Origin of the sequence: Lacrimispora sp., from assembly GCF_046972725.1 — a bacterium.
In the GTDB taxonomy this organism is placed as follows: domain Bacteria; phylum Bacillota; class Clostridia; order Lachnospirales; family Lachnospiraceae; genus Lacrimispora.
In genome coordinates, this window is the sequence record NZ_JBKVXF010000003.1 from 38,612 (window position 1) to 63,535 (window position 24,924).

Here is a 24,924-nt window from a genome sequence, read left to right on the forward strand (position 1 = left end):
TGCATTCCAGTTTGCAATAGAGAGAGGCGAGAGAAGTGAGATTTCGACTAAAAACCCGTCTGGTGGTTGCGTTTATGATTATTACAGTGATTCCGCTGGTCCTCATATTCGGCGTGGTTACAGGACTTATCAGTTATCAGCGGAATGCCTTTCGGAAAGCTTATAATCTGACGGATCAGGTAGACCTTGTTTCCGGCAACAACATTCAGATCTTCAGCCGCCTGACCAGCCAGGAATTAAAGGAAGTCAGCCAGGTACTGCAAAATGATCCCGGTAAGTTTAATGATAAAGAATATTTAGAAAAGCTCAATGCGTCCCTGTCAGCCAAGTATGCCTATGTGCTGGTCCGTAAGGGGGATACGGTCATATTTGACGGGAACAGTCACGTGACCCAGGGATTATATGAGCAGCTTCCCAAATATGAGGAGATCGACAGCAGGCAGGATGGAGCCATGTATCTGGACGGAGAGACACAGCATCTGGTAAAGCAGATCGATTTTCTTTTTCCTGACGGAGGAGAAGGAAGTGTATTTATCATTTCCAATGTGGATGGACTTCTTCCGGAGATTAAGATCATGATGTGGGAGATGCTTCTTGCAGGCATTATGATCATCGTATTCACCGATGCCATCCTTATGATGTGGGTATACCGGTCGGTCATCAGTCCTTTGGGACGTCTTAAAGTCGCTACGAAGAACATCAGGGATGGCAATCTGGATTTTGCGCTGGAGATCGAGGAGGATGATGAGATCGGACAGCTTTGCCAGGATTTTGAAGAGATGCGGATGCGTTTAAAAGAATCTGCAGAAGAAAAAGTCCAGTATGACAAAGAGAATAAGGAGCTGATCAGTAATATTTCCCACGATTTGAAGACGCCCATTACTGCCATCAAGGGATATGTGGAGGGAATTATGGACGGTGTGGCTTCTTCTCCGGAGAAGCTGGACCGCTATATCCGGACCATTTATAACAAAGCCAATGATATGGATAAGCTGATCGATGAACTGACGTTTTATTCTAAAATCGATACCAACAAGATTCCCTATACATTTTCAAAACTCAGTGTTTCCAACTATTTCAGGGACTGTGTGGATGAGGTGGGACTGGAGATGGAAGCCCGAAACATCGAGCTTGGGTATTTTAATTACGTGGATGAAGATGTGGTGATTATTGCGGATGCAGAACAGCTTCGGCGTGTCATTAATAATATTATCAGCAATTCTGTAAAGTATATGGATAAGAAGAGCGGGATCATCAACATCCGGATCAAGGATGTGGGAGATTTTATCCAGGTAGGCATTGAGGACAATGGCAAGGGAATTCCGGCTAAAGACCTGCCCAATATTTTTGACCGGTTCTACCGCACGGATTCCTCCAGGAATTCTTCTCAGGGCGGAAGCGGAATCGGATTGTCCATTGTGAAAAAGATTGTGGAAGACCACGGAGGCAGAATCTGGGCCACCAGTAAAGAAGGCATTGGAACCGAGATTCATTTTGTGTTAAGAAAATATCAGGAGGTTATACAGGAATGAGCAGAATACTGATTGTGGAAGATGAGGTAAGCATCGCGGAGCTGGAAAAGGATTATCTGGAACTCAGCGGATTTGAAGTGGAGATTGAAAATGACGGAAGGGAAGGCCTTACCCTTGCCCTTCATGAGGATTTCGATCTGCTCATTCTGGATTTGATGCTTCCGGGAGTGGATGGCTTTGAGATCTGCAGGAAGGTGCGGGAAGTCAAGAATACCCCTATCATTATGGTTTCTGCCAAAAAGGAAGATATCGATAAGATCCGCGGTCTTGGCCTTGGAGCCGATGACTACATTACAAAGCCTTTCAGCCCCAGTGAGATGGTGGCTCGTGTAAAAGCCCATCTGGCCCGCTATGAACGGCTGATCGGCAGCGGAACGCCGGATAACGAGATCATTGAGATCCGGGGACTTAAGATCGATAAGACTGCAAGAAGAGTATGGATCAACGGAGAAGAGAAGAATTTTACCACCAAAGAGTTTGACCTTTTGACATTTCTTGCCCAGAATCCCAATCATGTATTTACAAAGGAAGAATTGTTTAATAAAATATGGGATATGGAGTCTATCGGGGATATTGCCACAGTCACCGTCCATATTAAGAAGATCAGGGAAAAGATAGAATTTAATACGGCGAAACCTCAGTATATCGAAACGATCTGGGGCGTGGGATACCGGTTTAAGGTTTAAATGTCTGGCTGTGTGAAGGAAGATTTCCTTACACAGCCGTTTTTGACCCGGAAGGAAGGAGCAGGAATGAAGGAAAAATTATATGAAATACCCTTAAATGATGCCATGGATGCGGATGAGGAATGTCCTTTCTGCTATCTGGAACGGAAGGTGGAACAGGAGCTTATGGATTTTGTTTTAGGTTCCTGTGCTTCCTACATGGAAAGCGATACCAGAGACAGTACGGATAAGGAGGGATTTTGCCGCTCCCATCAAAAAAAAATGTTTGATTACGGCAATGCGCTGGGCAACGGCTGGATTTTAAAGACTTATTATAAAAAGCTGATCAAGGAGATGAAGGAAGAATTTAAAGGCTTTGTTCCTCAAAAGACCTCCTTAAAGGACCGGCTTACGAAAAAATCCGGTAATAGTAATCCCATCACGGAATGGGTCTCCGCAAAGGAAAAGACCTGCTATATCTGTGACCGTTTTTCCAAACGCTATGAACGTTTTGTGGCAACCTTTTTCCACTTGTATAAAAATGATTCCGGATTCCGTACCAAGTTAAGCAGCAGCAAGGGATTCTGCCTTCACCACTTCGGGGATTTATGCAGCGGGGCCGACCGGTATTTAAGTGACGGGGAACGGAAGGAATTCTACCCTCTTCTCTTTCAGATCATGGAGGAAAATATGGAACGGGTGTCAGAAGATGTGGACTGGTTCATTGAAAAGTTTGATTATACGAACAAGGACGCGGACTGGAAGCAATCAAAGGATGCCGTTCAGCGGGGAATGCAGAAGATCCGCGGGGGATATCCTGCAGATCCCGTGTATAAGATGAAATAGCCGGTTATTGATTCAGCTTTTTAAACCGGCCGGGCGTATAGCCGGTAATCTGGCGGAAGGTACGGATAAAGTTGGAATAGTCATGAAATCCTGATAGATGGCAGGCTTCTGAAACCGTATGGCCCTTTATCAGCAATTCTTTTGCCAGAGCCACCCGCTTTACCACGATGTACTGAAAGATACTGCTTTCTGTTTCGGATTTGAATAAATGACTGATATAGTATTTATCTATAGATAGAGCCTTTGAGATAGAGTCCAGGGTCATGGGTTCCGTTAAGTTTTTGTCAATGTATCGCATAATGGCCTGGGCTTTATGGGGTCTTGGAGAAGTCTTTTTGGAACCGGTCTTTTTCCAGGCTTTGTTAATCAGTATAAGAATTTGAATCAAATTTGTAATTGCTGTTAGATCACTGCCGTAGGAGCAGTGATTTTTTTGTGCCTGATTCAGGTCTTTGGCCATGACAAGAAGACGTTCATATTCTGGCTTGGAAAGCAGAACCAGATTGTTTGCGCCAGGATCTCTGTGGAAGCAGTCCAGAAGGTTTGTGCCTGGTGTGCAGTAAGGACGGATAAAAGCAGGATTTACGTGAATGACCAGCCGGGTAAAGGGTTCATTTTTCACATTAATCGCTTTGTGTATTTCGTGATTGGAAAAAAGAATCAGGTTGCCGGCATTCATTTCATAGCGGACATTTTCCACAAAGTACTGGATGTGACCGTCTAAAAGAAGGTAAATCTCGTGGCTGTTATGCATATGAAAATCCACATTTCCTGCGGCCCGGCTGGTGGTAAAATCACAGCTGAAGGGTTCGGAAATTTCACTGTAACTGTATAAACTTTCTTTTTTCATCAAATCCTCCTGATAAAAAGCAATTGATGCATGTTTTCAGTCAATCTACGCAAACAAATTGCGTGAAAAGCAGTATATAATTAATCTATCATAGAAACAGTAAAAAGAAAAGGGGATGGAATCATGGTTCGGGTCGGGGTGATTGGCTGCGGAAATATTGGAAGGGTTCATGCCATGAGCGTAACGGGGGTGGAAGGCGTATGCCTTTGTGCGGTGGCAGATATCAAAAGGGAGCGGGCAAAAGAGTTCTCGGATTGCTTTACCGGGGGAAAAGCGGCTGTCTACGGGGCTTTAAAAGACATGCTTGAAATGGAAGAACTTGATGTGATCCACATCTGTACGCCCCATAACTGCCATGTGCCCATGGCGGTCATGGGCTTAAAGAAGGGGATTTCCGTATTTATGGAAAAGCCTCCTGCCATAACAAGGGCTCAGTTTGAGGAGCTTTTGGCGGCGGAAAAGGAAAGCAGGGGAAGGCTTGGAATCTGTTTTCAGAACCGGTATAACGAGACTACGAAAAAGGTCAGCCAGATTCTTAAGGAAGGGACTTTAGGAAGGGTAAAAGGGGGACGGGCTTTTGTTACCTGGAACCGGTGCCCGGCTTACTACACGGAAAGCGGCTGGAGAGGCGGTCTTCATACCGAGGGGGGCGGCGTACTCATCAATCAGTCCATCCATACCCTGGACCTTCTGCTTCACTGGCTTGGAAAACCTGTAAGAACAGAAGCTGCTATGAGCAATCACCACTTGAAAGGAGTAATAGGAGTGGAGGATACGGTGGAGGCTTATATGGAATTTACGGAAGGGGAAGATCCGGTAAGAGCCAGTTTTTATGCCACCACCGCGTATGGCTATGACGCGCCTGTCCTTCTGGAGCTTGTCTGTGAAAAGGGCGTTGTACGTCTGGAAGGAAATTCTGTTTTTTACAGGACCTGGGAGCAGGAGGATTTTATCTGCTGGAAGGCGGCGGGGACGACGGTTCCTGGAAAAACCTATTGGGGCTGCGGACATGAAGCCTGCATTCGGGACTTTTATAAGTGCCTGGCAGACAAAACGGCTTATAGAAATGATCTGCCCTCGGTTGAGAATACATTTTATACTATGATGGATATTTATGATTCTGCAAGAAATAAGGAGAGATAAACATGGATCAGGTGAGACTTGGTATCATTGGAATCGGAAATATGGGGACCGGGCATTGCAAAAGCATCTTAGAGGGAAAGGTCCCTGGGCTTGTGATTGCTGCAATTGCGGACCGGAGTGAAGCCAGGAGAGCATGGGCAAAAGAAAATTTGCCGGAAACAGCAGGTATTTATGAAGAGGGGAAGGCTTTGATCACAGCAGGGGTCTGTGATGCGGTCCTTATTGCAGTTCCCCATTACCAGCATCCGGAGCTTGCCATCTGCGCATTGGAACATGGGCTTCATGTCCTGTGTGAAAAGCCCGCCGGAGTATATACGAAGCAGGTAAGGGAAATGAACGAAGCGGCTGAAAAAAGCGACCGGGTCTTTGCCATGATGTTCAATCAGAGGACCAACTGCATCTACCGGAAGATGCATGAGCTGGTGACCGGCGGGGAACTGGGGGCCATAAAAAGAGTCAACTGGATCGTGACAGACTGGTACCGGACGCAGTCCTACTACGACTCCGGAAGCTGGAGGGCCACCTGGGACGGAGAAGGTGGCGGTGTGCTGTTAAACCAGTGTCCTCACAACATGGATCTTCTTCAGTGGATCTGCGGAATGCCGGAAAAGGTCCGCGCCTTCTGCCACAATGGGAAATGGCATGACATTGAGGTGGAGGACGACGTCACCGCATATCTGGAATATCCAAATGGGGCCACCGGCGTATTTGTCACCTCCACCGCAGATGCACCGGGAACCAACCGGTTTGAGGTCACTCTGGAGATGGGGAAGCTGGTCTGCGAAAATGACAGGCTGACGCTTTATAAACTGGCAGAAAATGAACGGACCTTCTGCAAACGTGCAAAAGGCGGATTTGAAACGCCGGAATGTGAAGTCACAGAGGTTGAGACGGATGGACTCAATGAGCAGCATATAGGGGTTTTAAAGGCATTTGCCGGAAAGATCCTTCATGGGACGATGCTGGTGGCAGAAGGTGTGGAGGGAATCCATGGACTGACCCTGTCAAACGCCATGCATTTGTCCAGCTGGCTGGAAAAAGACATTCAGATTCCGTTTGATGAAGAACTGTTCTTAGAAGAACTGAATAAACGCCGTCTGTCATCCCGGAAAAAAGAAGGAACCGGTGTTGTTTTTGATACGGAAGGAAGCTATTAACAGATAAAAAGGAGAGATGATGATGTGGGATGGAATCAAACTGTCCGGGTTTGCGGATGAAATCGATATGGATTTAAGCAAGCAGATTGCAGTACTGAAAAAGCTGGATATTGCTTATGTAGAGATGCGTGGTGTCAATGGAAAGGGACTGGTGGAATATACCCTTGAGGAAGTAAAAGAGTTGAAAAAGCAGCTTTTTGATGCCGGAATCCGGTTATCTTCCGTAGGCTCTCCCATTGGGAAAATCAAAATTACTGATGATTTTCTTCCTCATATGGAGCTATATAAGCATACGGTGGAGATTGCCCATGAGATGGAGGCTCCTTATATCCGGATGTTCAGCTTTTTCATGCCACAGGGCGAAGACTATGCTCCCTACCGTGGAAAAGTCCTGAGTCAGGTAGGTCAGTTTGTGGATTACGCCAGGGCCAGCCAGATCACCCTTCTTCATGAAAATGAAAAGGATATCTACGGAGACGTGGCGGACCGGTGTCTGGAGCTTATGAAGGAGTTTTACGGGGAGAATTTTAAAGCGGTTTTTGACTTTGCAAACTTTGTCCAGTGCGGGCAGGACACATTGAGCGCTTATGAGATGTTAAAGCCGTATATCGCCTACATTCATGTTAAGGACGCGTTGCATCAGGATGCAAGCGTGGTTCCGGCAGGACATGGGGACGGGAATGTAAAAGAGATTTTGAAGCTGCAAAAAGGCAGCGGATATGAGGGCTTTTTATCCCTGGAACCCCATCTGGCAGACTTTGCAGGATTCCGCACGTTAGAACAGAATGGGGGAGAAAAGAAGAAATTAAGCGGAGAAGAGGCTTTTACCATGGCTTATGATGCGCTTATGAAAATACTTAAAAATATTTAGATTTCTGGTAACAGCCATTTACACAATTTGCCCTTGTGTAAATGGCTGTTGCTTTCATCCGTGTAAGGGGTCCAATTCATTAGTGGAATCATACATAGCAGCGGTATTTGTGAAATGTTTTTTAGTTGTCTTATGGAGAGTCAACAATAAAACATAAAAGCAAATACCGCTATTTTTTTTAAAAGTTAAAAAAATAGCAGGAAATATCCTGATTGAAACTAGCTGTTGTACTGGCAGCCTAGTACAATCTGGCAAACATTGAAACTAAGGAATATGTTTAAGAATATTATTTTACAAAAGAAATAATGTTGATAAATGAAAAGATTTAATAAATATAATTACAAATAATATCAAATTGCAACATTATGTTTGACAAAAACAAAACCACATGATAGAACGTTAAATAATAAAAAACAAAAAACAACATTTTTAAACATTATATGCTATTAAGAATGATGGTGGATCATCAATTTTTAATAAAAACAATTAGGAGGAATTTAGTATGGGAAATTATGATGAAATGTCCCGGTATATTCTGGAAAGTATCGGAGGCTCTGAGAATGTTACCAATGTTACTCATTGTGCAACAAGACTTAGAATTGAAGTTGCAAAGAAAAGTAATGTCAATTTGGAAGCTTTGAAGACAGTGCCGAATTCAGCCGGTATTGTGGATAAGGGACGTCAGGTTCAGATTATCATTGGCCCCAAGGTTAATGATGCCTACAATGATTTCCTTGCATTATCTGGCTGGAAACCGGGGATGAATGCAAATGCAGAGGTAGAAGATTTGGGTGCAAATCAACCTCATAATGCAAAGTGGGCATTGGATAAAGTGGCCGGATTTATGGCACCTGTTTTCATGCCGATAGTTCCGGCCATGATTGTAGGCGGAATGATACTTGCACTTGCCCGCGTGGGTATCAATTATTTTGGTCTGGATACCAGTACTGGTACTGTGAATATCTGCATGGCTCTGTTTCAGGCAGGTTTTACATATTTTCCCATTTACATTGGCTATACCATGGCAAAGCAGCTGAAGATGCCTGAAATATATGGCGCTTTTCTGGGAGCAGTTTTGGTTTGTGACCGAATCAATGGTGTGGAAGGATTAAGCTTCCTGGGGATTCCAATTCCCCAGGTTTCATATGCTTCTACCGTATTTCCGGTCATGCTTGGTGTATTCTTTATGTACTATGTATATAAGTTTGTAAAGAAAATCATGCCTGAAATGTTTACATTTTTTGGTACCCCTCTTCTTACAATGATAATTGTCATACCGATTGAGCTGATTGTGTTAGGGCCACTGGGAACCTACTTAAGCAATGGAGTTGCAGAGGTCTGCATGTGGTTATCCAATACTCTGGGCTTTATTACTCAGCCTCTTCTGGCAGCAGCCTATCCTTATATGGTTATGTTTGGTATTGATAAGGGAATTACACCCATCAGCATCGCAATGATTGCAGAACAGGGATATGACGTTATTTTTGGTAATATGGGATTTGTTTCCAATATTGCAGTAGGAGCCGCTACACTGGCTGCCACAACCCAGTTAAAGGGAAAGGAAAGCAAAGCGATGAGGGGACTTTACAGTTCATTTGGCATAACAGCGCTTTGCGGTGTGACTGAACCCGCATTTTATGGCGCTTTGATTTCCAGGCCAAAGGCTTTGATGGGGACTGCATGTGGCGCCTTAGCCGGGGGCCTGCTTGCCGGGATCTTTGGTTTAAAAAAATATGTGCAGATAGGTTGTCCCGGTCTGATGACTTTTATTATGTATATTGATGATACCGGAAGTTTGTATTACGTAGTCATTGGTGCAATTGTGGCAGTTGTGACAATTGTAGTTTCATTTACAAGTACAAAGATCTTAATGTCCAGAGATGAGAAAAAGTCCAGATAATTGATTCTAATCATGAGGCTTCCCGACTGAGGTTGGAAGAGAAACACGTATGACGCAATGAGTGCATCGTCAGAACTGGCTGTTATCGTAAAAAGTAAGGGGGATATCGTTCGGTTCCGGAACCACGGGTTCCACAATGATGGTAGTATTTGGATGATGCGTGACAGTAACTGTAAAAGGAACTAAAATTCGTTGCTTGGGGCTGTCGCAGGAGGGGGTCAGAAGGACCAGGCACTGGTATGGGAGTCTGCGGACCGGTGAAAAAAGAACTTCTAAATCAAAGAGACTTAAGCGGTAATAATTGGAATATTGGCTTTCATATATGTATCCAGCTTGGTTGGGTCAGCTTCGTGATCTGTGACGATCAGATTGATATCAGACAAAGGACAGATGCTGAAATAATAAGATGTATCCAGCTTTGAATTGTCTGCCATGCAAATTATTTTTTTTGAGGCTTTAATCGTAGCGCGTTTTGTAGTGCCGTCAATTATATGGGGAACAGTAAGACCATGCTTTAAATCAATGCCTTCTGTTCCTAAAAAGAGAGTATCGATTTTAAACTGTGAAATAAAATTATCAGTAAGTGGACCCATGACAGCTTGAGAGTCAAAACGATATTCTCCCGGACACATGATCACCCGGAGATTTTTACAATCAAGTAGTTGATTCATGACAAGAAGAGAATGTGTCATTACTATAATGTTCCTCGTCTCTTTCAAAAGCAATGCAAGACAGCTGACAGTAGTACCGGCATCCAGATAAATGGAATCGCCCTCGTGAATATAGTCCATGCATTTTTTTGCGATGGTCATTTTCTCATTCATATGATCGGCTTTTTTCATGGTCATGTTAAATTCGAACAAAGATCCGTTATTTAAAACAGCACCGCCATGCTGAAGGGAAATCAGACCATCATCAGATAAAGCATTTAAGTCTCTTCGGATCGTCATGGAAGAAACGGATAGTTCTGATGCCAACAGGTTTGTGTCTACGTAGCCTTCTAATTGGAGTTTTTGAATAATATATTGCTTACGCGCAATTGCATTCATAGCTAACCCTCTTTTTATCTGTGTTAGGATTATTATAACATATTACAAGAGAAAGAACAAATATTTTTAGATATGGAGAAGCTTGAGAGTATGGAGATTATAAAGAAAAATGAGGAGAAAATCCTTCATTATTGTACGGGAATCGCTGCACTAATGCCAGTTAACATAGATCAATTTATCCGTTTATATCCGCTGTTTGTGGTTACCAGGGTTAAAAAAATGGCGGCAGGCTTATAAAAAACAGCTTTTTTTGGGGCCTTCGCCGTTTATTTCATAATTTATCTTCCATTCTACGGAGAGAATTGGTATAATTGGGCCGATTTATATGTGTATTTTGGCACATGATAATATGGATAAAAACTTAATATACGATTCGGAGACAGGAGGAAATTATGACTTACAATGTATTGGAATTCGGAGCAAAAGGCGATGGAGCGGTAAATGATGCGAAGGCCATCCAAAAAGCCATTGATACATGCAGCAGTGCAGGCGGCGGCCGTGTGGTTTTGCCGGGGGGACATATTTATAACAGCGGGTCCATACTGTTAAAATCCAACGTAGAATTTCATCTGGAGATGGGGGCTGTCTTAAAAGCCAGTGATGACCTGAACGATTATTATCCTCTGGCAAACGGAGGAAAGATCGTGGCACACGAATCCGGCCTTCCTTCCTTCTTAAACAGTGAATACAACGGCAGGCCGTTTCATGCATTTATCTACGGGTATGACCAGGAAAATGTAGCGATCACCGGCTTTGGAACCATTGATGCCAATGAAAGGATCTTTTACGGATCAGACTCCGGTTATCATATTGAGGGAACCTATTATCCGAGAATCCCCCTGATGCTGCTGGAAAAATTTGAACATCTGACCATTCGTGATGTGAAGCTGGTCAACTGTGCATTCTGGACGGTTCATCTGGTTGGGTGCAACGACGTTCTCATTGAGGGAATCCGCTTGATCAACAACCTGCAGATGGCCAATTCCGACGGAATCGACCCGGATCACTGTACCAATGTCCGCATTATCGGCTGTCATATTGAGTGCGGAGACGATGCCATTGTCCTTAAGAATTCCGGTGATTATAACCAGTACGGGCCTTGTGAGAACATTGTGATCTCCAACTGTACTTTAATCTCCACCAGCGCTGCCATTAAGTTCGGAACAGAAGGGGAATGCAGCTTTCGCAATGTCCTGGTGGAAAACTGTACCATCAGCCGGAGCAACCGGGGAATCTCCCTGCAGATTAGGGACGGGGGAAATGTGGAAAATGCCGTGTTTTCAAATATAACCATTGAAACCCGCCGGTTCTCCCATGAATGGTGGGGAAGGGCAGAACCTGTCTGTATCACGGTCCATGACCGGAAGCCGGGAGTAAAGGCCGGAAAGGTCCGCAACGTTCATTTCCAGAATATTACCTGCAAAGGGGAAAACGGAATATTTCTCCGGGGAAGTGAAGACAATTACATTGAAGATGTGAGCTTTGAAAACATCCACCTGACCCTTCAAAAGACCTCCCGCTGGGAAATCGAAGGGTATGATATCCGTCCGTACCAGGGGGATGGAGCGATTCGTACGAAGATTTCCGGCATCTATGCAGATTATGCAAGGGATATCCGGTTTAAGCACGTAAAGATCAATGTGGAAGATACCATGAGACCTTACTACAAAGAAGATGTTACACTTTTGAATACGGAAAATATAGAATTTTAATTACACTCCGGCATGGTGCCGGTTAAAATTGAATCATACTGACGTGCATCTTCAAAGGGTATCGGAGATGCACGTCCAAACATTGAGAGATCAGCCGGAAGATAATGCTTCTGGCTTTTTTGCTGGTTGTTTTTTTTGTGTTGTTTTCTTCTGTGAGGACATTGCAGATTCCAGCCTGAATGAAGATACCGGAACATGTCATGAATACTGAGACAATCTTGAAGTCTACTAAATATCCCACACAGAAGATTCCAACCAGTGAGGTAGTATCCCTCTTTGAAATATCATGATGTATTGATTTCTTCCTCATACTTCCTGTTTTTCAAGTTTAAGTAAGGCATAAAATACGAAGAAGTTAATTATATAGCATATATGCAATTTTTTTTGCGTTGCGGTTCCAATCATAATACTTGCGTGCATAACGAAGCGCTTTTGGTATGTGTTTTTGAAAAGCATCACAATCAGCGTTTGAGGTCATTTTCACAAGTGAATCTGCAAGGTCATCAATATCTCCGCTTTTATATACTTGACCAAGATCACCATAATTTGTTATTTCATTAGCCGCATCAATGTTTGACGTGATAAACATGCAGCCGTGGTTTAATGCCTCAGCATACACATTTGGAGTACCCCCCTCTAATCTTGATGTAAGAACAAACAACTTTGCTTCTGAATATTCTTTATATAATTTAGATTTATCCGTAATTGCACCAGTAAAAATCACTTTCCCCTTTAAGTCTGGAAAGGCTTTAAAATACTGATCAATAAATGGCTTGAACTCAGTGTCTATAGTTCCAACAAGATGTAACTCCCACTCTTTTAAAATTTTATGTACTTTAGCAAAAGCTAAAAGTAATTCTTGATTATTCTTTTGTGCGCTGCCAATTCTTCCAACTGTAAGTATAATATTTTTCTTTTTCTTTGCATCAGCAGTAATTGTTATATTCGTTGAGTTTAAGAACCCATTTGGAATCCATCGGCAAGAGAAGTGGACATTGGGATTACGATTAAGTGCATCTCGCAGCTCAAGGCAGGAGGTGGCTATGACATTACACTGTTGGGAAAAAATTCTGACTCCTGGAGAATTCCAATTAATATTACTCATCCAGTAACTATTCATATCAAGACCGCAGAACACTTTTCCTTCCGGACGAAATTTACGATAAGCATCAAGGTAAGTAACTGTTTCGTTATACATACCATGTAGAATCATTATATCCATCTAATGATAATTCTTACTTAGGTGCTCAAAATAAATATTGGGGTTACCCGGTTCAACATTTGAATACAATATTTCAAGTTCAGGTAAGAGATCCGCGTATGGATAATTCTCAGGAGATGTACCAAACATCATTACAGGATGCGTTTTAAGTTCTTTTGCAAGCATATAGCCAGCCAAACATTTATCCTTTAGTAGTTCAACATTTCCCCATCTTCTGTAACCTTGTACAGCGGGGGTGTAGATCCCTTTTATATCAATTTGCGGCGTTGCAAAATCCATATCAATTATTCGTTCTAAAATCATATCTTGTCTGGCACAAAGTATAACCCGTAATTCAGGATCAATTTCGGCAATATTTAATGTTGCGTGCCTGGATATAATTCCATACATTTCATAGAGTTCAATGGCATTTTGTTTTGACAACGCATCGAGTTCCTCTATATACATGTCAGTTTCCTTAAAAAAATTGCAGATAAATTCAGTCACAGACTCTTTCACTTTCCGTCTCCTAAGCTGTAGCTTTTTGATAATGACCTTTTTGTTCTTTCCAGGACCTTAAATTTTGTGCTGTTATTGTCGTTTTTTCCACTGTCTTTGAAGCCGGTATCTGTTGCATAGTGGCGTGCAAAGCTGCCTGTGTTCATAATCATATCTCCTTTGTTATATAATAACTTCATTATAAATAAATATTATTTGATACAATGAATTTGGTGATAATTTTGTATTTAATGTTGTGGATTTAGATATATAGATCATTTTTTTGTTAATACAAAGTTATCATACAATTAAAAAAGTCTATGCGCAAGAAAAGATTACAAAAAGTGCATAGAAAATAAAAGAATAATCGCAAATTCCGGGCTGACGTTTCTGACCAAACATGTTAAATTAGTAGCATATAAATAAGGTATCAGATCGTTTAGAAAAGGAGTTTAAAATGAATCATGTTCAAATAGCGCTGGCTGGGTTTGCACAGAGGTACGATCTCGCTTACCAGACCGGCTTATTTATTCGGATTGTTGTTGCAGGAGTCTTCGGATATCTGATCGGCTATGAAAGAAAGAGCCGCTACAAGGGGGCCGGAATGAGAACCCATGCCATTGTGGCTATGGGAGCCGCCCTTATGATGGTGGTATCAAAATACGGTTTTCGTGATATCCCTGATTTTGACCCGTCAAGAATAGCCTCCCAGATCGTATCCGGAATCGGTTTTCTGGGGGCAGGAGTTATTTTCATTCGCAATAATTCCGTCAGCGGACTGACGACTGCCGCAGGAATCTGGGCCACTGCGGGAGTGGGCATGGCAATCGGTGCCGGTTCTTACTATGTAGGGGGAGGTGCAAGCCTTCTGTTGATTTTCACCCAGATCATTCTTCATGATGTACCGTTTTTGGCAAAGGAGCCTTACCGGGGCGTCTTAAAAATCACCACGTCCCATTATGATGCTGTCATAACCGAGTTATTCGATACCTTTAACGCAGAAAAGATCAAAGTTTTAAATGTAAAGATCGGAAAATCCAAGGACGGCACAAAGATGGAGCTGGACCTTCTCTATCCGCCGGGATATGAAAAGAATGAACTGATCATCAAATGGTCCAATGATAAGCGGGTGGATTCCATCAACGGATAGAAAAGCACAAGAAAACCAGATGAATTTTTGCCGGAAAGCGTAAGAACCGGTTGAAGCCTTTCCGGCAGGATTATATAATAGGATTAAGCAACGATGCAGTCATAATAAAACATTAGAAAAGCGGGATCAATATGAAGATGAGTCTGACAGCAGATTTACATACCCATACGGATGTGAGCAGACATGGTTACAGTACGGTTTATGAAAATATTATGGGGGCTAAGGCAGCAGGGCTTTCCTATGTGGGAATCAGCAATCACGGGCCCGCGCTTGAGGATGGTGCCCCGGAGGACCATTTCCGGAATTTAAGGGTGATACCGGAGATGGTGGAGGGAATCCGGGTTTACCGGGGCGCAGAGCTTAATATTACAGACTTTCATGGCAGCCTGGATTTAAGTGAGGATACGATAAAAAACCGGCTGGATTATACCATAGCCTCTTTTCATGAAGATGTGATATCTCCGGGGACCCGGGCCGACCACACCAACGCCTATCTGGCTGCTGCGGCCAGCCCTCTGGTGGATATCATCGGCCACAGCGGCACAGCAGGATATTCCTATGATTATGAACGTGTCATACCGGAATTTAAAAGGCATGGAAAACTGGTGGAAATCAATGAAGCCACCTTTCATGTGCGTAAGTCATCAGTGGATAACTGCAAGAGAATCGCTAAGCTGTGTATGGCATATGAGGTCCCTGTGATCGTAAATTCTGACGCACATTTCTGCAGGCTGGTAGGAATTTTCAATCAGGCCCTTGCCATGCTTCAAAGCATAAACTTCCCCCGGGAACTGATTATAAATGCGGACGGGGAAAGACTGGAACGGTGGATGCAAAAGAGAAAATCAGAAAGGGAGAAGGGTTTATGAAGTATTATATTGGAATTGATCTTGGAGGGACAAACATTGCCGCTGGGCTGGTAGGAGAGGATGCCTCTTTAAAAAACCATCTGTCCATTCCTACGAAAAGCGGCAGGAGCGCCTGTGAAATCGTAAGGGATATGGCAGGTCTTGCAAGGAAGGCAGCAGCTCTTTATGGGATTGACTGGAAAGACATTGAAGCGGTGGGAATCGGAGTTCCGGGAACAGCCAACCGGGATACGGGAATGGTGGAGTATGCCAACAACCTGGGATTTTATAAGGAACCCATTGTTCCCATGCTGGAAGAGGAACTTCCCGGAAAACCCATCCGGTTTGACAACGATGCCAATGCCGCCGCCTGGGGAGAATATCTGGCCGGCAGCGGGAAGGGAAGTAAATCCATGCTTGCGGTCACTCTGGGAACCGGTATCGGAGGAGGAATCATTCTTGACGGCAAGATTTTTCAGGGAGTCAATTACGCCGCAGGAGAATTCGGACATTTTGTCATAGACCGGAACGGCTTGGAATGCAACTGCGGGAGAAAGGGATGCTTTGAGGCGTATGCCTCTGCAACGGCTCTCATTGCCCAGACAAAGGAAGCGATGAAGGAGAACCCGGATTCCCTGCTTTGGGAGCTCTGCGGGGGGGATCCGGGGCTTGTAGAGGGCAAGACTCTGTTTGATGGAGTCAGAAAGCAGGATAAGACGGCAAAAAGAGTTCTGGACCGGTATATTGAGTATCTTTCCGCCGGGCTGGTGAATTTGATCAATATCTTTCAGCCGGAACTGATCTGCATCGGAGGAGGGATCAGCAAAGCCGGAGATCTGCTTTTAAAGCCCCTTAAGGAAATCGTGGACCGGGAAGATTATGCCAGGACTTCCCGGGTCAGGACAAGACTTGCTGTGGCTGAACTGGATAATGATGCCGGCCTGATCGGCGCGGCGCTTTTAAAAGAGTAAGGAGGATAGATATGAAGCGGTATATGGAACATATGATACGCTCTGCAGAAAAAAGAGTAGATCATTTTTTGAACATACAGGTAAGAGATGAAAAAGATGCCTTTTACGGGGGAATGAAACAGCCGGTTTTAGATGTTAAGCCGACTGTCTATGCTATGGCAGATGCGGCTTCTGTCTATTTGAATGAAAACAGCCGGTATTATAAAAGTGAGGCTCTTAAAAAAGTCATGGAAGCGGCTCTTGTTTTTATTATGAACTGCCAGAGGGAAGACGGAAGTTTTGATTATCCCACCTGCAATTTTAAATCCGCACCGGATACTTCCTTCTGCTTTAAACGTTTGATTGCGACCTACCGGTTATTTTTAAAATATACAGAGGAAGGGGAACTTGAGAAGCTAAAGAAAGGTTATCGTTCGGTCCTTGAAAAAGCCCTGGAGGAACTTTATACCGGCGGTTTTCATACTCCCAACCACCGGTGGGGCATCACGGCCGCTCTTATGCAGGGAGCCAATCTGGTAAGGGAGGAGCGGCCGGAGCTTGCAAAAACGCTTACCAAGCGGGCGCAGCAGTATCTGGCAGAGGGCATCGACGGCAATGCGGAAGGGGAATATGCCGAACGTTCCACCGGTAATTACAATGCAGTCGTCAACAATGCCATGATCTCCATGTATGAAGAGTCCGGCGATGAAGCTTATCTGGGCTATGTGGAACGGAATTTGAAAATGATGCTTTATTACTTTGACCCCGATGATACGATTTTTACCCAGAATTCCACAAGACAGGATCAGGGGAAAGCGGAACACCCGGACAAGTATTTTTACCAGTACCTCTATATGGCGGCCAAAACCGGAGAGCCGGTCTTTGACCGGGCAGCCCACAAGATCATTAAGGACAATATGGAACGGGGAGACATGGCACCGGAGTGTCTGCATATTCTCATGCTCCATGATTTTATGACGGAGTATGAATTTAAGGGCTATGGATTTCTGGATACCTATCATAAATATTTTAAGGAAGCAGGGGTGATCCGGGCAAAGACGCCGGAATACGGCTACAGCATATTAAAGGGGAAAAGTGCATTTTTATTTCTTAAGTTCCAGGAAACCCTGATATATTTAAAAATCGGGGAGAGCTACGGCGATATCCGCAACTTTATTCCCCAGACCATTGAGGAAAAAGACGGTGTCTGTGTGCTTACTTCCGTGGCAAAGGGCTGGTATTATCTTCCATTTAAGGAGAAGCAGGACACGTCAGACTGGTGGAAGATGGATCATAAAAAGCGGGAGATCCTAAACAGCAGTGAAATCCGCATGACCGTTACATTAAAAGAGCTTGCAGACGGAATGGAAGTGAACGTGAAAGCAGAAGGACTCGATCATGTACCGCTTCGGGTGGAGATCTGCGTACCTGCAGGAAGCATCTTGGAAAATGAACATTTCCGCTTAAAGGCAGGAAAAGGGGAAGAAATGGTTCTTCGCAGCGGATTTGTCACCTTGACCCATGGAAACCAGAAGCTGTTGATCGGTCCGGGTTATGGAACCCATGAATTTGGGGGACATTATTCCGGGGAAGAGGTAAATGATACCGGATATACCATTTATTTTAATGACTATACGCCTTATGACAGGACTTTTTCCATCCGTAAGGCATGAAAATAATTTGGCGCATTTCAAAACGTTATGCAATTAATCTTTCCTATTATAAATTAAGGTTAAAGCTAACAGATTTACCATCAGGATAGGGCAGAAGGGGCGTATGTTTTTTGGATTGGTGATTCGATAATCTCAAAAAACATACGCTCCTTCTCAATGTGTTTAATAAGCGTTCTTTATTCAAGTAAGTTATGGATCATTTTTTTATGGTTATCTGTAAATGCCTTTGTAACAATGAAATGATCTGTTTCTTCCAGTTTCACAGGTTTAATACCATTCTCATCAAATTGGTAGATTACAGCGTTGGGGAATGCCATTAAAATTGGAGAATGTGTTGCGATTATAAACTGTGAGTTTTCCTCAATCAATTGCTTAATCATGCAAATCAAACTCATCTGCCTGGAAGGTGACAGTGCAGCTTCTGGTTCGTCTAAAATATAAAGTCCATTTCCACCAAACCGGTTCTCTATTAAAGAGAGAAAACCTTCTCCATGTGATTGTTTGTGCAAGGAAACACCTCCATAGTTGCACAATAATGGAAAATCATCATCAAGTTCATCAATATTGGTTGAAACATTATAAAAACTCTCAGCACGGTAGAAAAATCCGTCCCTTGCCTTAACGTGGCTTTTTGATAATATCAAATGCTCTGACAGCTGAGAATGAGTATCTTTAGTAGAAAACTTAAAATTTTTTGTCCCACCTTCCGGATTAAAGCCATATGCAATGGCTAAACTTTCCAGAAGAGTAGATTTGCCCACTCCGTTCTCACCCACAAAAAAGGTAACATCACTGGGAAATGATAATTCATTTTGTTCCATTAAATATTTTATTGCAGGTATATTAAATTCATACATTGATGGGTCATGGGGCATTCTTTTATTAAAATAAACGGATTTAATATATATCATTATGTTCACCTGTATGGGCTTGAGGTTTTTATGGGTTTTCACTTATGGGAAATACTGTGATACAAAAAACTTATGTCCGAAAAACAATTAATAGCTTTTATTATATACTCATCTCATTTCTTTCACAACTATTATGGCTCTTTTTAAGAAAATTCTACTTTCAGCCAGAGCGCTTGACCGGTCATTAAAACAGGTGGAAAAAGATGGGTACTACATGAATAACATGTATACCTATGAAAAAAGTAGGAATTTATTCAAAACCAGTTGCAAAAAGACCAGGATTGTGTATATAATAAAATCTGACTTTTTAGCAGATGGGCGTATACCAATGAAAAAAATATATTATGTACGCCATGGTTTGCAAAAAAAGAAAGGAGAGAATTATGAAAAAATTATTTACTAAAGGTGCAGCAGTTCTGCTGACCTCCTTCCTGGTGCTAGGCGGGCTTACTGCATGCGGCGGGAAAGACCCGGGTGCAGAAAGCGAGACCACCTCTGCCGCCAGCGCGGAAACAACGAAAGCAGGAGATACTGCTTCCACCTTCACTTATGCCATTGCAGGTGATCCGGGAGCCAACGTAAACGTTATTACCACCAGTGACCGCTTTGGCCTGATGACGCTTAAGATGATCTATTCTCCTTTATATATGTATAATGCCGATGGCATTAACTATTTCCTTGCAAAGAGTATAGAGGCTTCCGATGACAACTTGACTTATACCGTACATTTGCGTGATGACGTAACATGGTCTGACGGTGAAAAGTTTACCGCAGATGATGTGGTATTTACCTTTGAAGCCATGGAAAAGGAAGAAAACGTAGGCTGGGCATATTCCCAGTTGGTCTTTCCTGAGGGTGCTGTAAAGGTGGCAAAGGTAGATGATTATACCGTAACCTTCACCATGCCTTTCGTCAATGCGGCTGCAGAAGAGCTGTTTTCCCAGATCTTCATTATGCCAAAGCATATGTATGAGAATGTGACCAGCTTTGAAAACAACGAGGTGAACACAAAACCAGTGGGAACAGGCCCGTATGTGATGTCTGAATATTCCCCAGGTTCCTATGTGAAGTTTACAAAGAATGAAAATTATTTCCTTGGAGCCCCCTCCATCGATAACATCGTATACCGGATCATTGAAAATGAAAACACTGCCATGACCGCCATTCAGAGCGGCGAGGTAGATGCCTGGATCGGCACACCGGCACAGGTGGAGCAGATGAATCTGGAGGCAAATAACTTAACGGTAATTCCTTATCAGGAAGGCCGTGTGGGCTATATGATGGTGAATGCAAAGCGTGTGCCCGATGAAAATTTAAGAAAAGCAATTTTTTATGCTCTTGATAAAAAGGCCATTGCAGATGCTGTTTTCCTGGATTCTGCCAACTATGAACTGCCATGGAGCTTTATGCCGCCAAATAGTGAATACTTTACAGAAAATGTAGAAAAATATGAGCAGGACTTAGAAAAATCCAAAGAACTGCTTGCAGCTTCCGGCAATCCCAGTCCGGAACTGACCCTGGCATACAGCGCCACAGACAGCATCCAGTCAACGACTGCCATTCTTGTTCAGGAACAGCTTCAAAAGGCAGGCATAAAGGTAAACTTATCCGGTGTCGATGCCACGGCCCTCAGCCAGCAGATGAAAAAAGAGGACAACTCCTATGACCTGTATTTCGGCGGATATATCATGGGGATTGACCCGGATACCTTCGGCAGCTTGTTTGAAACCGGTGCACCAAGCAACTACATGCACTATGATTATCCGGAGATCAATGACCTTTTCTCTCAGGGACGCAAGGAAACGGATCAGGCAAAACGAAAAGAGATCTATACACAGCTTCAGCAGAAAATACAGGACACCGGATGCTTTTATCCCCTGTATTCCAACAAACGTCTTTTAGTGGTATCAAAAAGGATCTCAGGCATCGAGGATGCAAAGCTGGTTCCTGTTTATACCTTTGAGGATACTTCCAAACTAAAGATAAAGTAATTTGCTTTAGGTTCAATCATTGTAAAGAAAGAAAAAGGGGGTTTTTTGCTGCTTGAATCCTTGCGGCAGATGCCCCTTTTTTATAAGGAGAAACAATATGGCCAAATATATATTGAAACGAATATTGACAGCCATACCCATGGTCCTTTTGATCACCGTCCTGGGCTTTTCCCTCATGCATTTTGCGCCCTATGACGCCATTGATGCCATGACCAATCCCAGAATGTCCCAGCAGACGATTGATATGATCAAGGTAAAATATGGTTATGACCAGCCCCTTTTTATTCAGTATTTCCGCTGGCTGGATGGACTGATAAATGGCAACTTCGGATATTCGATCGTAACCAAACAAAGCATTGCGGCAGACCTGGCAGTCCGGATCCCCAATACCATGAAACTGGTACTGCCTTCCTATATGACTGCCTATCTTCTGGCTGTCATCCTGGGACTGCTTGCAGGTTCCCATAAAAACAAAGCGGCGGATAAGCTGATCGACGGATTTTCTTCCATAGCAATTGCGGTTCCCTCCTTCTGGTTCTCCATGCTTATGATTTTTATCTTCGGATACAAGCTAAAGCTCCTCCCTTTTGTGGGAATGAATTCGGTCGGGATGGAAGCCTCCTTTACGGACTTTTTAAGACATTACATCATGCCTTATATTGCTTTGGTCTTTACCTTTTTGCCCGCCAACATAAAGTTTGTCCGTTCCTCCACCCTTACCCAGTTTTCTGAGGATTATGTGCTGGTGCAGCGGGCCTTCGGCGCATCAAAAGGAGAGATTATGTTTAAGCATGTGTGTAAAAATGTCCTTCTGCCCATTATCACAAGGCTTGGAATGGCTCTTCCTTATCTGGTGACGGGCGCCATTATTACAGAGACGGTATTTGGCTGGCCGGGGGTGGGCCCTTTCTTCATTAAGGCCATTCAGGGGCTGGATTATCCGATTGTCATGATCGTGCTGGTTCTTTCCTCCACTCTGGTCATTATCGGAAATTTACTGTCGGATATCCTTTACTGCATCACTGATCCGCGGATTCGGGAAATGGGGTGACGGATATGATAAGGAAAGAAAACAATCAGAAAAAAGTCAGATCCACCAGAATGGACAGCGTCTTTCTGGTATTGAAGCATGACAAAGCAGCGGTCCTGTCACTGATTCTTTTGGGAGTGATCATACTGTTTGCCCTTGTGGCTTCGTTTCTCCCTGTGGACCCCAATGCCACAGACGTTGCAAACCGTTTAAAAGCGCCGTCCTTTCAGCACTGGTTCGGCACCGATGAAGTAGGCAGGGACTATTTCGCAAGAGTGGTCTACGGAGGCCGTGTATCCCTTTTGGTAGGCTTCCTTGCCATGCTGACCAGTCTTACCATCGGCGTGGCCGTAGGCACCATATCCGGCTTCTGCGGAGGGGTGGTGGACATGATACTTATGAGGATCGTAGATATCCTCCATTCTATTCCATGGATGATTTTAGTGACTGTGGTCAGCATCTTTTTAAAACCGGGTCTTAAGTCCATCATACTGGTGATCGGCCTGTTCACCTGGATGGAGATTGCCAGACTGGTCCGTGCGGAAACCCTGTCCTTAAAGGAGCGGGAATTTGTTCTTTATGCGGAGTTTTCAGGAGTCCATATGTTTACCATTATTCTCCGCCACATTATTCCTTCCGTATTCCCGACCATCATTGTGGCGGCGACCACCAGCATGGCGGAAGCTATCATGACAGAGTCCTCTCTAAGCTTTTTGGGAGTGGGAATCCAGCAGCCCATGTCATCCTGGGGAAGTCTTTTGCAGAACGCTCAGGGTACCATGCAGAATACCTTTTATATGGCTCTGATCCCGGGCCTTTTGATCATAATTACTATTTTTGGATTCAATAAGCTTGGGAACCTGCTCCGTGTTTATGTGGAACCAAAGGTTATGAATGACGAAAAAGAGTAAAGTGAGGGAACAGGAATTGGAAGAAACAAAGAAAAAAAACAAAGAAATCCTGTCTGTTGAAAATGTTCACACCACCTTTCATACCCATGGAAAATCGGTGCAGGCGGTTCGGGGCGTCAGCCTTTCCGTAGAGAATCAGGAGATCTTAGCTGTAGTAGGGGAATCCGGCAGCGGAAAAAGCGTGCTGATGAAGTCGGTCATGGGTCTGATGCCTGATAATGCTGAGGTCACAGCCGACAGGATACGGTTTATGGATAAGGACTTACAGACCATCACTCCGGAGCAGCTTAGAAAAATGCGGGGGAAAGACATTGCCATGGTATTTCAGGATCCTATGACAGCCCTCAATCCCTTAAGGACCATAGGATTTCATTTGACGGAGGTACTGAAAAGGCACCGGAAAATAACAGGGAAAGCGGCCGTAAAGGAAGCTGCCGCCGTATTGGAGCAGGTGGGAATCTCCTCGCCGGAAAAACGGCTGAACCAGTATCCCCACGAATTCTCCGGCGGCATGAGACAAAGAGTTTTAATCGCCATGGCTCTTTGCTGCCGGCCAAAGCTTCTGATTGCGGATGAACCCACCACAGCCCTTGATGTGACCATTCAGGCCCAGATCTTAGAGCTGTTAAAGAAACTGCAGACAGATACCGGCATGAGCATCGTGCTGATCACTCATGATCTGGGGGTGGTAGCAAGCTTAAGTCACCGCATCTGCGTCATGTACGGAGGGCTTATTATGGAAGAAGGATTGACGGATGAGATTTTTTATTCGCCCAGACATCCCTATACAAAAGCGCTTTTAAGAGCCATTCCAAAGCCCCGGTCAGGAAGCAGGGAACGGTTGGAATCTATACCTGGAATGGCACCGTCTCTGGCAGATCCGCCGTCCGGCTGTCCCTTTGCAGAGCGCTGTAAGTTCGCCTGTGATAAATGTCAGGAGAAAATCCCGGAATATCTGGTTTACTCCGAAACCCAGAGGTCCATGTGCGTCTTTTCAGACGAGGAACTGCTTGCAATGGAAAAGGAGGTGCAGTGATATGGAGAAGCAAACCCAGGAAATCTTACTGGAGACCAGGGAACTGTGCAAATATTTCCCTTCCAAAGACTTTTTCGGACGAAAAAAAGCGGAGGTGAAAGCGGTCGACGGCATCAATCTTGCCATTCGCAAAGGAGAAACCTTTGGCCTGGTGGGAGAATCCGGCTGCGGAAAATCCACCCTTGGCAGAACCCTGATCCGCATGTATGATCCCACAAGCGGCTCCATCCATTTTAAGGGACAGGATATCACTGGCTGGAAAGGGAGAAAACTTCTTTCCATCCACCGTCAGATGCAGATTATTTTCCAGGATCCTTATTCTGCTTTGGACCCTCATTTGAATGTACGTGAGATCATCAGAGAGTCCATGAGTGCCGCCCGTAAGATGGGGGCCGGTGACATGGATGACAAGATCGTGGAACTGTTAAAAAAGGTTGGAATGAAGCCGGATGACATGTATAAATATGCATATGAATTTTCCGGCGGACAGCGTCAGAGGATCGGGATCGCAAGGGCTCTTTCCGTGGAACCGGAGTTCTTGCTCTGCGATGAACCCATATCTGCATTGGATGTTTCCATACAGGCACAGGTGGTAAATATGCTGGAAGATATTCAAAAGGAAATGGGACTGACCTATCTGTTTGTGGCTCATGATTTATCCATGGTAAGACATATTTCCACCAGGATCGGAGTCATGTATCTGGGACGGCTGGTGGAGGTCGCAGATAGTGACGAACTCTATGAAAATCCGCTTCACCCTTACACAAAGGCCCTTCTTTCTGCCATTCCTGTGGCAGACCCGCAAATGGCCAGAAGTGCCAGCCGTGTCATGCTGAAGGGAGAGCTGCCAAGTCCCCTTCATGTCCCTTCCGGATGCCGGTTTCATACCCGGTGCGGGAGTGCAAAAAATGGCTGTGACAGGGAGGTGCCGGTCATGCGGGAACTATCCCCCGGACACTTCGTGGCATGCTCCTGTATCTGACAAATCCGGCAGGAAGGC

24 protein-coding genes are annotated in these 24,924 nt (G+C 44.2%); 18 read left to right on the plus strand and 6 right to left on the minus strand.

The genetic code is table 11. The annotated features are described in order from the left end of the window. The first annotated feature begins 74 nt into the window (after positions 1-74). The 3 genes from ACLTWA_RS12620 (at position 75) to ACLTWA_RS12630 (ending at position 3,043) form a co-directional block, all read left to right on the plus strand. A complete protein-coding gene (locus ACLTWA_RS12620) occupies positions 75-1,532 on the plus strand; it encodes a sensor histidine kinase (RefSeq protein ID WP_412328533.1) in 1,458 nt (485 codons plus the stop codon). Further along, a complete protein-coding gene (locus ACLTWA_RS12625) occupies positions 1,529-2,218 on the plus strand; it encodes a response regulator transcription factor (protein WP_412328186.1) in 690 nt (229 codons plus the stop codon). The genes ACLTWA_RS12620 and ACLTWA_RS12625 overlap by 4 nt, the downstream gene beginning before the upstream one ends. Before the next feature lie 66 nt (positions 2,219-2,284). Then, positions 2,285-3,043, plus strand: coding sequence for a DUF6062 family protein (locus ACLTWA_RS12630; protein ID WP_412328187.1), 759 nt, complete (start codon positions 2,285-2,287; stop codon positions 3,041-3,043). Positions 3,044-3,047: 4 nt separating this feature from the next. On the opposite strand, the gene ACLTWA_RS12635 is transcribed toward ACLTWA_RS12630, so the two are convergent. Beyond that, positions 3,048-3,893 carry a helix-turn-helix domain-containing protein gene (locus ACLTWA_RS12635; RefSeq protein ID WP_412328189.1) on the minus strand — a complete coding sequence of 282 codons (846 nt, stop codon included), beginning with the start codon at positions 3,891-3,893 and terminating at the stop codon, positions 3,048-3,050. A 123-nt stretch (positions 3,894-4,016) separates the two neighbouring features. Between ACLTWA_RS12635 and ACLTWA_RS12640 the strand changes: the two genes are divergently transcribed. The 4 genes from ACLTWA_RS12640 to ACLTWA_RS12655 all read left to right on the plus strand — a co-directional run bounded on the left by ACLTWA_RS12640 (position 4,017) and on the right by ACLTWA_RS12655 (position 8,964). After that, positions 4,017-5,036: a Gfo/Idh/MocA family protein gene (locus ACLTWA_RS12640; RefSeq protein ID WP_412328191.1), complete on the plus strand. Its 1,020-nt coding sequence runs from the start codon at positions 4,017-4,019 to the stop codon at positions 5,034-5,036. 2 nt (positions 5,037-5,038) lie between these two features. Beyond that, positions 5,039-6,193 (plus strand): Gfo/Idh/MocA family protein, encoded by a 1,155-nt coding sequence (locus ACLTWA_RS12645; protein ID WP_412328192.1) that lies wholly within the window; start codon positions 5,039-5,041, stop codon positions 6,191-6,193. Positions 6,194-6,215: 22 nt separating this feature from the next. Beyond that, positions 6,216-7,064 carry a sugar phosphate isomerase/epimerase family protein gene (locus tag ACLTWA_RS12650; protein WP_412328193.1) on the plus strand — a complete coding sequence of 283 codons (849 nt, stop codon included), beginning with the start codon at positions 6,216-6,218 and terminating at the stop codon, positions 7,062-7,064. 502 nt (positions 7,065-7,566) lie between these two features. Continuing rightward, positions 7,567-8,964: a PTS transporter subunit EIIC gene (locus tag ACLTWA_RS12655; protein ID WP_412328195.1), complete on the plus strand. Its 1,398-nt coding sequence runs from the start codon at positions 7,567-7,569 to the stop codon at positions 8,962-8,964. 287 nt (positions 8,965-9,251) lie between these two features. On the opposite strand, the gene ACLTWA_RS12660 is transcribed toward ACLTWA_RS12655, so the two are convergent. Beyond that, a complete protein-coding gene (locus ACLTWA_RS12660; RefSeq protein ID WP_412328197.1) occupies positions 9,252-10,013 on the minus strand; it encodes a DeoR/GlpR family DNA-binding transcription regulator in 762 nt (253 codons plus the stop codon). Positions 10,014-10,103: 90 nt separating this feature from the next. Here ACLTWA_RS12660 and ACLTWA_RS12665 point away from each other — a divergent pair, with 90 nt between their 5' ends. Next, positions 10,104-10,250: a hypothetical protein gene (locus ACLTWA_RS12665; RefSeq protein WP_412328199.1), complete on the plus strand. Its 147-nt coding sequence runs from the start codon at positions 10,104-10,106 to the stop codon at positions 10,248-10,250. A 155-nt stretch (positions 10,251-10,405) separates the two neighbouring features. Continuing rightward, positions 10,406-11,725, plus strand: a complete 1,320-nt coding sequence (locus tag ACLTWA_RS12670; RefSeq protein ID WP_412328201.1) for a glycoside hydrolase family 28 protein — start codon at positions 10,406-10,408, stop codon at positions 11,723-11,725. A 355-nt stretch (positions 11,726-12,080) separates the two neighbouring features. Here the strand turns inward: ACLTWA_RS12670 and ACLTWA_RS12675 are convergent, their stop codons facing one another. From ACLTWA_RS12675 to ACLTWA_RS12685, 3 genes are read right to left on the minus strand one after another with little or no spacing between them, the layout of a single operon-like run. After that, positions 12,081-12,947, minus strand: a complete 867-nt coding sequence (locus ACLTWA_RS12675) for a glycosyltransferase family 4 protein (RefSeq protein ID WP_412328202.1) — start codon at positions 12,945-12,947, stop codon at positions 12,081-12,083. After that, entirely contained in the window at positions 12,948-13,445 is a 498-nt protein-coding gene (locus ACLTWA_RS12680; RefSeq protein WP_412328204.1) for a hypothetical protein, read from the minus strand. Further along, on the minus strand, positions 13,442-13,591 hold the full coding sequence (locus tag ACLTWA_RS12685) for a hypothetical protein (protein ID WP_412328205.1): 150 nt from the start codon (positions 13,589-13,591) through the stop codon (positions 13,442-13,444). Before ACLTWA_RS12685 ends, ACLTWA_RS12680 begins: the two co-directional genes overlap by 4 nt. Before the next feature lie 290 nt (positions 13,592-13,881). Between ACLTWA_RS12685 and ACLTWA_RS12690 the strand changes: the two genes are divergently transcribed. The 4 genes from ACLTWA_RS12690 (at position 13,882) to ACLTWA_RS12705 (ending at position 18,045) form a co-directional block, all read left to right on the plus strand. Further along, positions 13,882-14,574, plus strand: a complete 693-nt coding sequence (locus ACLTWA_RS12690) for an MgtC/SapB family protein (RefSeq protein WP_412328207.1) — start codon at positions 13,882-13,884, stop codon at positions 14,572-14,574. A gap of 131 nt (positions 14,575-14,705) precedes the next feature. Then, complete coding sequence (locus ACLTWA_RS12695; RefSeq protein WP_412328209.1) at positions 14,706-15,443, plus strand: phosphatase; 738 nt, start codon at positions 14,706-14,708, stop codon at positions 15,441-15,443. After that, positions 15,440-16,393 (plus strand): ROK family protein, encoded by a 954-nt coding sequence (locus tag ACLTWA_RS12700; protein ID WP_412328211.1) that lies wholly within the window; start codon positions 15,440-15,442, stop codon positions 16,391-16,393. Before ACLTWA_RS12695 ends, ACLTWA_RS12700 begins: the two co-directional genes overlap by 4 nt. A gap of 11 nt (positions 16,394-16,404) precedes the next feature. Further along, positions 16,405-18,045, plus strand: coding sequence for a hypothetical protein (locus ACLTWA_RS12705; RefSeq protein ID WP_412328213.1), 1,641 nt, complete (start codon positions 16,405-16,407; stop codon positions 18,043-18,045). Between the two features lie 176 nt (positions 18,046-18,221). Here the strand turns inward: ACLTWA_RS12705 and ACLTWA_RS12710 are convergent, their stop codons facing one another. Beyond that, positions 18,222-18,956: an AAA family ATPase gene (locus ACLTWA_RS12710; protein ID WP_412328215.1), complete on the minus strand. Its 735-nt coding sequence runs from the start codon at positions 18,954-18,956 to the stop codon at positions 18,222-18,224. A 383-nt stretch (positions 18,957-19,339) separates the two neighbouring features. Here ACLTWA_RS12710 and ACLTWA_RS12715 point away from each other — a divergent pair, with 383 nt between their 5' ends. From ACLTWA_RS12715 to ACLTWA_RS12735, 5 genes are all read left to right on the plus strand, one after another. Next, positions 19,340-20,947: an ABC transporter substrate-binding protein gene (locus tag ACLTWA_RS12715; protein ID WP_412328217.1), complete on the plus strand. Its 1,608-nt coding sequence runs from the start codon at positions 19,340-19,342 to the stop codon at positions 20,945-20,947. 97 nt (positions 20,948-21,044) lie between these two features. Continuing rightward, a complete protein-coding gene (locus ACLTWA_RS12720; RefSeq protein ID WP_412328219.1) occupies positions 21,045-21,998 on the plus strand; it encodes an ABC transporter permease in 954 nt (317 codons plus the stop codon). Between the two features lie 5 nt (positions 21,999-22,003). Next, entirely contained in the window at positions 22,004-22,888 is an 885-nt protein-coding gene (locus ACLTWA_RS12725; protein ID WP_412328221.1) for an ABC transporter permease, read from the plus strand. Next, entirely contained in the window at positions 22,872-23,924 is a 1,053-nt protein-coding gene (locus ACLTWA_RS12730; RefSeq protein WP_412328223.1) for an ABC transporter ATP-binding protein, read from the plus strand. Before ACLTWA_RS12725 ends, ACLTWA_RS12730 begins: the two co-directional genes overlap by 17 nt. A 1-nt stretch (position 23,925) precedes the next feature. Then, a complete protein-coding gene (locus ACLTWA_RS12735) occupies positions 23,926-24,906 on the plus strand; it encodes an ABC transporter ATP-binding protein (RefSeq protein ID WP_412328225.1) in 981 nt (326 codons plus the stop codon). Positions 24,907-24,924: the final 18 nt, after the last annotated feature.

Bases quoted from the DNA above. Each gene is read 5' to 3' on its own strand.
- ACLTWA_RS12620 (WP_412328533.1), top strand. From the start codon at position 75: ATGATTATTACAGTGATTCCGCTGGTCCTCATATTCGGCGTGGTTACA.
- ACLTWA_RS12625 (WP_412328186.1), top strand. From the start codon at position 1,529: ATGAGCAGAATACTGATTGTGGAAGATGAGGTAAGCATCGCGGAGCTG.
- ACLTWA_RS12630 (WP_412328187.1), top strand. From the start codon at position 2,285: ATGAAGGAAAAATTATATGAAATACCCTTAAATGATGCCATGGATGCG.
- ACLTWA_RS12635 (WP_412328189.1), bottom strand. From the start codon at position 3,893: ATGAAAAAAGAAAGTTTATACAGTTACAGTGAAATTTCCGAACCCTTC.
- ACLTWA_RS12640 (WP_412328191.1), top strand. From the start codon at position 4,017: ATGGTTCGGGTCGGGGTGATTGGCTGCGGAAATATTGGAAGGGTTCAT.
- ACLTWA_RS12645 (WP_412328192.1), top strand. From the start codon at position 5,039: ATGGATCAGGTGAGACTTGGTATCATTGGAATCGGAAATATGGGGACC.
- ACLTWA_RS12650 (WP_412328193.1), top strand. From the start codon at position 6,216: ATGTGGGATGGAATCAAACTGTCCGGGTTTGCGGATGAAATCGATATG.
- ACLTWA_RS12655 (WP_412328195.1), top strand. From the start codon at position 7,567: ATGGGAAATTATGATGAAATGTCCCGGTATATTCTGGAAAGTATCGGA.
- ACLTWA_RS12660 (WP_412328197.1), bottom strand. From the start codon at position 10,013: ATGAATGCAATTGCGCGTAAGCAATATATTATTCAAAAACTCCAATTA.
- ACLTWA_RS12665 (WP_412328199.1), top strand. From the start codon at position 10,104: ATGGAGATTATAAAGAAAAATGAGGAGAAAATCCTTCATTATTGTACG.
- ACLTWA_RS12670 (WP_412328201.1), top strand. From the start codon at position 10,406: ATGACTTACAATGTATTGGAATTCGGAGCAAAAGGCGATGGAGCGGTA.
- ACLTWA_RS12675 (WP_412328202.1), bottom strand. From the start codon at position 12,947: ATGGATATAATGATTCTACATGGTATGTATAACGAAACAGTTACTTAC.
- ACLTWA_RS12685 (WP_412328205.1), bottom strand. From the start codon at position 13,591: ATGAACACAGGCAGCTTTGCACGCCACTATGCAACAGATACCGGCTTC.
- ACLTWA_RS12690 (WP_412328207.1), top strand. From the start codon at position 13,882: ATGAATCATGTTCAAATAGCGCTGGCTGGGTTTGCACAGAGGTACGAT.
- ACLTWA_RS12695 (WP_412328209.1), top strand. From the start codon at position 14,706: ATGAAGATGAGTCTGACAGCAGATTTACATACCCATACGGATGTGAGC.
- ACLTWA_RS12700 (WP_412328211.1), top strand. From the start codon at position 15,440: ATGAAGTATTATATTGGAATTGATCTTGGAGGGACAAACATTGCCGCT.
- ACLTWA_RS12705 (WP_412328213.1), top strand. From the start codon at position 16,405: ATGAAGCGGTATATGGAACATATGATACGCTCTGCAGAAAAAAGAGTA.
- ACLTWA_RS12710 (WP_412328215.1), bottom strand. From the start codon at position 18,956: ATGATATATATTAAATCCGTTTATTTTAATAAAAGAATGCCCCATGAC.
- ACLTWA_RS12715 (WP_412328217.1), top strand. From the start codon at position 19,340: ATGAAAAAATTATTTACTAAAGGTGCAGCAGTTCTGCTGACCTCCTTC.
- ACLTWA_RS12720 (WP_412328219.1), top strand. From the start codon at position 21,045: ATGGCCAAATATATATTGAAACGAATATTGACAGCCATACCCATGGTC.
- ACLTWA_RS12725 (WP_412328221.1), top strand. From the start codon at position 22,004: ATGATAAGGAAAGAAAACAATCAGAAAAAAGTCAGATCCACCAGAATG.
- ACLTWA_RS12730 (WP_412328223.1), top strand. From the start codon at position 22,872: ATGACGAAAAAGAGTAAAGTGAGGGAACAGGAATTGGAAGAAACAAAG.
- ACLTWA_RS12735 (WP_412328225.1), top strand. From the start codon at position 23,926: ATGGAGAAGCAAACCCAGGAAATCTTACTGGAGACCAGGGAACTGTGC.